The 5496-nt window shown below is 58.4% G+C and carries 5 protein-coding genes, 1 tRNA gene and 1 pseudogene; 3 read left to right on the top strand and 4 right to left on the bottom strand.

Annotated elements, in window-relative coordinates; translation table 11 throughout:
* Positions 1–50: 50 nt before the first annotated feature.
* A tRNA-Met gene (locus GB927_RS34070) sits at positions 51–127 on the top strand.
* A 130-nt stretch (positions 128–257) separates the two neighbouring features.
* Positions 258–788 carry a hypothetical protein gene (locus GB927_RS34065; RefSeq protein WP_256121567.1) on the top strand — a complete coding sequence of 177 codons (531 nt, stop codon included), beginning with the start codon at positions 258–260 and terminating at the stop codon, positions 786–788.
* A gap of 72 nt (positions 789–860) precedes the next feature.
* On the opposite strand, the pseudogene GB927_RS34485 reads toward GB927_RS34065, so the two are convergent.
* From GB927_RS34485 to GB927_RS34045, 4 genes and pseudogenes are all read right to left on the bottom strand, one after another.
* Positions 861–1928: pseudogene (locus GB927_RS34485) on the bottom strand (recombinase family protein); the annotation flags it as partial.
* Positions 1929–2030: 102 nt separating this feature from the next.
* Positions 2031–2579 carry a hypothetical protein gene (locus GB927_RS34055; protein WP_256121565.1) on the bottom strand — a complete coding sequence of 183 codons (549 nt, stop codon included), beginning with the start codon at positions 2577–2579 and terminating at the stop codon, positions 2031–2033.
* A 347-nt stretch (positions 2580–2926) separates the two neighbouring features.
* Positions 2927–3556: a hypothetical protein gene (locus GB927_RS34050; protein WP_256121564.1), complete on the bottom strand. Its 630-nt coding sequence runs from the start codon at positions 3554–3556 to the stop codon at positions 2927–2929.
* A gap of 88 nt (positions 3557–3644) precedes the next feature.
* A complete protein-coding gene (locus GB927_RS34045; RefSeq protein ID WP_256121563.1) occupies positions 3645–4289 on the bottom strand; it encodes a hypothetical protein in 645 nt (214 codons plus the stop codon).
* A gap of 276 nt (positions 4290–4565) precedes the next feature.
* Between GB927_RS34045 and GB927_RS34040 the strand changes: the two genes are divergently transcribed.
* Positions 4566–5297 (top strand): hypothetical protein, encoded by a 732-nt coding sequence (locus GB927_RS34040; RefSeq protein ID WP_256121562.1) that lies wholly within the window; start codon positions 4566–4568, stop codon positions 5295–5297.
* Positions 5298–5496: the final 199 nt, after the last annotated feature.

Below are 5496 nucleotides of genomic sequence, written 5' to 3'. Positions count from 1 at the left end.
AACCCCTCAGGTTCATCGCACCGGTATTTTGCCGAAGGCAAAAACCTTGGCGCGGGGTGGAGCAGCCCGGTAGCTCGTCAGGCTCATAACCTGAAGGCCGCAGGTTCAAATCCTGCCCCCGCAACCACTGAGACTTGTAACCGGCGCCATTCAGCCTCCTCCGAGGCCAGAATGGCCCGGAAACGGTCCAGATAAGCCAGCTTCTCGGCGCTATTTGCGAAATCGCCCGCCCTAACCCGGCGGGCGAAGTCGTTTTTATGGCGCTCGCGCAAACCGGCGCTGTGCTCCTGAAACGCCTGCATCGATGCAAGAACGCCGGCAAGGCGTCCGTGAATGATGAGATTGGCGGATTTGCCATCGGCCGACGGCGCGATCACCACCTTCTGCACCAGCTCTCTCAGGAAGTTGAAATGGCGCTGGACGTCGTCGTGCTGGCTTGCGCCGGTGCGCGCAACTGCTGTCAGCGCTTTGATGGCCAGGGTGTATACGGCGGGATTGATGACGATCGGTTTTGCCGGTCCGCTGCGCTTGCGTTGTGGACGCGCAAGCGATGCCTCGATCTCGTCCCGCTGCTTCTGCAACTCGTCAAGCTGTCTGTTGAAGGCCTCGACATGGGAGTGGCCGTTAAGGAGGCGCTCGGTGATTTGAGCGGCAACGATATCCTGTGTGCGGGAGACCTGTTGCAGTCGGGCCTGGAGCTTCTCCTGGTCTCGCTCGCCTGCCGTTCGTGCAGCTTCCAATTGCTTGTTGATCTCGTCCTGAATCGATGCGGTGTTGTCGGGCGATAGGAGGCGTGCCGGGATTGCGTCGAGCACGCGACCTTCCAGCTCATTCCGGCTGATCGTCTTCGAGTTCGGGCAAACGATATCGCCGAGGTGGTCGATCGGCAGTTTCTTCTGCCGGTTTGTGCAGCCATAGCGATCTTTGGCCATGATGGCGTATGGGCCGCCGCAGTGGGCGCATTCGATGAGTCCGCTCAGGAGATAGGACGGGCGATGGGTGCGGTTGAGGCGGTTCGTCTTCGTATGATCGAACAGGGCTTCGACCTCGAGCTGCCGCTGCTTCACCTTCGCCCAGAGTTCATCGTCGATGATGCGCAACTCGGGGACTTCGGACACGACCCATTCGCTCTCGGCGTTCATGCGGGCTTCCCGCTGTTCCGTTTCCGGGTTCTTGCTGAACTTGCGACGATTGAAGACAAGACGGCCGACATATGTCTCGTTGTTCAGAATGCCGGAACCTCGCTCCTTGCTGCCGCGGATTGCCGTGTCACGCCATCTCAGTCCTCTAGGGCCTGGAACCTTCGGCACGCGAATGTTGAGGTCGATCGCCATCTCCTTGGGAGAGCGGCCGAGCACATACTGCTGGAAAATCCATCGGACGATTTCAGCCTGCTCTTCATTGACTTCGCGCAGACCCGGGATGCGATCGCCGCGATCGTCGTATACAAGCTTCGCCTGATAGCCATACGCAATGCCGCCGGCGGCCTTGCCTTTGCGAACGGCCGTCTTCATGCCTTCGCGCGTCTTGTAGCGCGTCTGCTCGATCATATCGTGACTGATGATCGACCGCAGGCCGAGTTCCATATCGTTGACCGGCGCCGCGTTCTGGACTGTCCAGAGTTCGACGCCGCGATGACGTAGCTGCTTCAGGATGGCCGAGCTGTGCTCCATGTCGCGCGAAATACGATCGACCGACATGCAGAGCAGGACGTTGACGCCGCCGCGTTTGATCCGGTGCAACACCGCCTGGATGCCGGGGCGCGACTTGAGCTTCGTACCGCTGATTGCGCGATCTTCGAACACCTCCTCCACCAACCAGCCGCGGGTGCTTGCGAAGTCCCGGCCAAGCGCGACCTGCGTCTCGATCGACTGTTCGTCCTGGCGGTCGGTGGAATAGCGGGTGTAAATGATGACGTTCGTGCTCATGAAGCCTCTGGACGGGAAACGGCTCAGTCTACGCTGGGAAAAATCCTGCGATCGCCGCCGAGCGAAAGATGCTTTCCGGCCGGCGACGGTTGTGGCGACCGACTATGCGACGGCGCCGCGAGGCAGGCCCGGCAAGCCAGGGCGGCAGAGCGTCGATTTGAACACGTCGGCGTCGTGGAACAGGCGATCTTGAAGACCGGGATTAAACAGGACGCCGTATACCTCAGTGAAGCGCATAGCCTCGAGCAGGAACGCGGGTCTGAAGATGACGCCGTAGTAGGTGACACTTTTGTTGTCGCGCCAGGTCAGATCGATAGCCTGGTCGTCGGTGTTAACCAGCCAGGCATGCTGGAGCGGCAGTCCCAGTTCGGCGTTCATCGCATATCCTTCCGCGTAGAAGTATGGCGGATCGGGATCGCAGATGACAGGCATGAGTGCTTGTGTGCAGTTCTTGTAGCATTCACCGAGCCGCCCCTTACGCGTACCGACAGGGTATCTGTCGATATGTCTGAAATGGCGGCCGCGCCTCAAAAGCGCTGCGTTAACATTGAACGCTCGCTCGCCTTCGTTGAAGATGCTGAGCATCTTCAGGATCGGATTGATATCGGCATTGGTCGTAGCCAATACCTGGTCAAGCGCATTAGCGGACATAGGTTCTCCTTATAGCTCCGCGCATCGTTTTGTTCATCATCAATGTTCTGAAACGATGCGGGACCCTGAGAGCGAGCCTGACCGCTGCTGGCTTCTTCGACGACGAGCCGTAGTTCCCATTACACTCTCACCTGCGCCGGGACAGCACGTCGTAATGCCAAAATAAGGCGAGGATCCCGGATTGCAATTGGAAACAGGTCGGCCGAGGGGCGGCTTCTGTCGAAATAGTTAACGAGCCATATTCGAACACGCGATCGTGCGGTGGGTCAGCAAGATACCGGTGCGGCCTGGAAAAGGGCGGCAAGGATGCCGCCCGGCGTTCGGGAACAGGACATCGGCATAGGCCGTCACCACTCGCAGCGCCAACGCTCGCCATCGAAACCGACATAACCTTTCTGCGGGCTGTACCGGTAGCAGACCTCGCGATCGAGCGACGGCATGCCGTCGGGGAAGGGCACGTCGAGGTCCTCGGCCTCCTTGTCCCAACCGCGATACGTCAGGAGGAGCTCTCCGAACTGTTCGACATGCTTGCCCTGCTTCTTGCGATAGGTGCCGTCTGGCATGATGTGAACGTGCAGGAAGAAATCGCGTGCATTGCGGTAACGCTTGCGACGATCCAGCATCGCGGTCATGGCGGAAAGACCGAGCCCGACGGGGCTTCGCCCGCCGTAACCGCCAGATACGGGGGGCATGGCGATCTGCTCGATGATCTCTCCGCTGTTGCCATCGCTGACGATGACCAAGCCGCCCGCGATAGACTCAAGCCAGCGGAATGCGGTCTTCATCGCGACCTCGAGTTCTCCTTCCTTGGCGGCTGGATATCGACGCGCCAAGGTGCGCGGTGACGCATCAGGCCTGATGGAGCCGTTTGTCAGGTCACGAACCAGGCGTGCTGGAAGATGCTCGCCCGATCCTGGAAACCCTGCGAATGCTGCAGCGATCATGGCTTCGAGTGCAGTCTGGGAAAGTTCGGTCATGTTTAGTCCTTTCGGTTTTACTGACATAAGTCGTTGGGTCGACGCGGCACAAAGACGGCTCTCATGCGCTGACGTCAGAATTGGTTGATCAGGCGAACTGCCGCGTACCCACGGGTCCGGTGCTCCGGCGTCCAGGTCTGCTGCGTTCCGTCGCGAGGATCGGAAAGTTTGAGCCGTTCGGCGGATACCAAACCAGACCTGTCGGCAGGCCGAGGCGGACAGCGGCCTGTTCACTCAGTCCCGTGCGAGAGGTGATGTGTTCAGAGAAATGGGTTAGATGGCTGCGTGCGGAAACGCCCTGATCGTCCCGACGGAAGTTCATGTAGTACCCCTCGCCTGAGCCGAGGCCGTCGAATGGAAAAATCTCGTAGTCGTACTTATTGTTCAGGGCATTCCCGTCCCAATCACACTTGTGAACGATGTAAGGTTCAAAGTCCTTCTGGTTGGGGCCGATGTCATGCCACCGTCCAAGGATTACGATCTTCGACTGGAAGTGCCGGAACTCGTTTGCGGTCGCCTCCCGGATACTATTCTCGTACCGGGCGACGAACTTTTTGAACTTATGATTGGCGGGAGCAGGAACTCCATCGAGCACCGCCTCGATACGATCTGCCGTCATCACGATGGCCGCGTCCTCACCCGGCAACAGGAGTTTGCCGCAGTATTCGATCATCTGCCTCCTTCCACCTTTCCACGCATTCTCAAACTGTGCTTCGAATTCCTGCGTCTTCATTGTCAACACTTTTAATCTCCATGTCTCGTGTCTTGTTACAATGGTCACTTCGAATTTTTGAAAGTGCAATCCCCGAAAACAACTTATTTTATATTCCCTGAGAAAATTGCGTTGTTGACTGCGTTTAGGAGGGCGTGTTCACTCATCGAACAGTGCGGATTCACAGGCTGTTGCGCGGTTCTCGAAAAAACTCAGTGTTGACAATGGCTTTCGTGTTGACGCGGCCGTCGATCCGCCGGACAATCGATCTCATCAGGCTTGGGCAGTAGTAAATCGATGACCGAAACGACAAGTAATAACGACGCTATCGCAAGAGATAATCCGGGTGGTGCAAGCACGGTTGTCGTTCCAGGTATTGTCGATAGCGGAGGCTCGTGGACCTGGGATGCATTGATGGACAGGTGCGTGCTCGCGATGTCGACCTTGCTGACCAGCGATGCCATCAATGTGGCTCTGACAACGGATGCCGACCGTGTCCACGGCCGGTTGCTGCCATATGGCAGCGATGCGGCTATCCTCATCGACCAGGGCGAAACGTTCTGCCGGATCGATGCCGAGCCTGCGGATGCCTGGCATCCGATCAACGCGTTCGTTGCAGATCGGCGCGACGCGATCGTCGAAAGCGCCTCCCGCCTGACATCCGATCCGATCGTGCTGACAGGCCGTTGGGCTTATCTCGGCAACTCTGACGAAGGACAATTCGTGCCGTTTACGGTTACGATGCTGACCGAGAATGGACCGAAAATTGCGCTGATTGCCGAGGGATGGCTTGCATGGGACCAGCCAGGTGGCCTTGCGATGCTATCGTGCCCCACAGATGGCGATGGAAAGCTGGACGTTTTACCGTCTTTGCAGAACATGACCAATCGAGCCGTCATGGCAGCCAACGAGGCTCTATACGGCGGTGAACTATTTATTAGCGGTGTGCTTTGGCAGATCAAAACCTGTTCATTTGGTCAGGTCATCGTGGCTACGTACGAGACACCGGAGGAGATAGACCTTTCCTGAGCGAGCCAGCCGTCTCATGACGGTCGCCGGTCAACACGGGTCTTGTTCCGCTCCCATCCGGCATATGTGACCGACGGCCGTTATGACGCTCCGAAAGCGGCATTACTTTCATCGATACGGCAAGACCCATAGCGCCGGCCGGCCACGAAGGTCTTCGTCGCCGGATCGCCGGCGACGGGGCCGTCCACCTTGGGCGCGC

It is taken from the genome of Shinella lacus, assembly GCF_010994755.1.
GTDB classification, from domain to species: Bacteria; Pseudomonadota; Alphaproteobacteria; order Rhizobiales; family Rhizobiaceae; genus Shinella; species Shinella lacus.
This window is presented reverse-complemented; position numbering and strand designations above follow the sequence as displayed.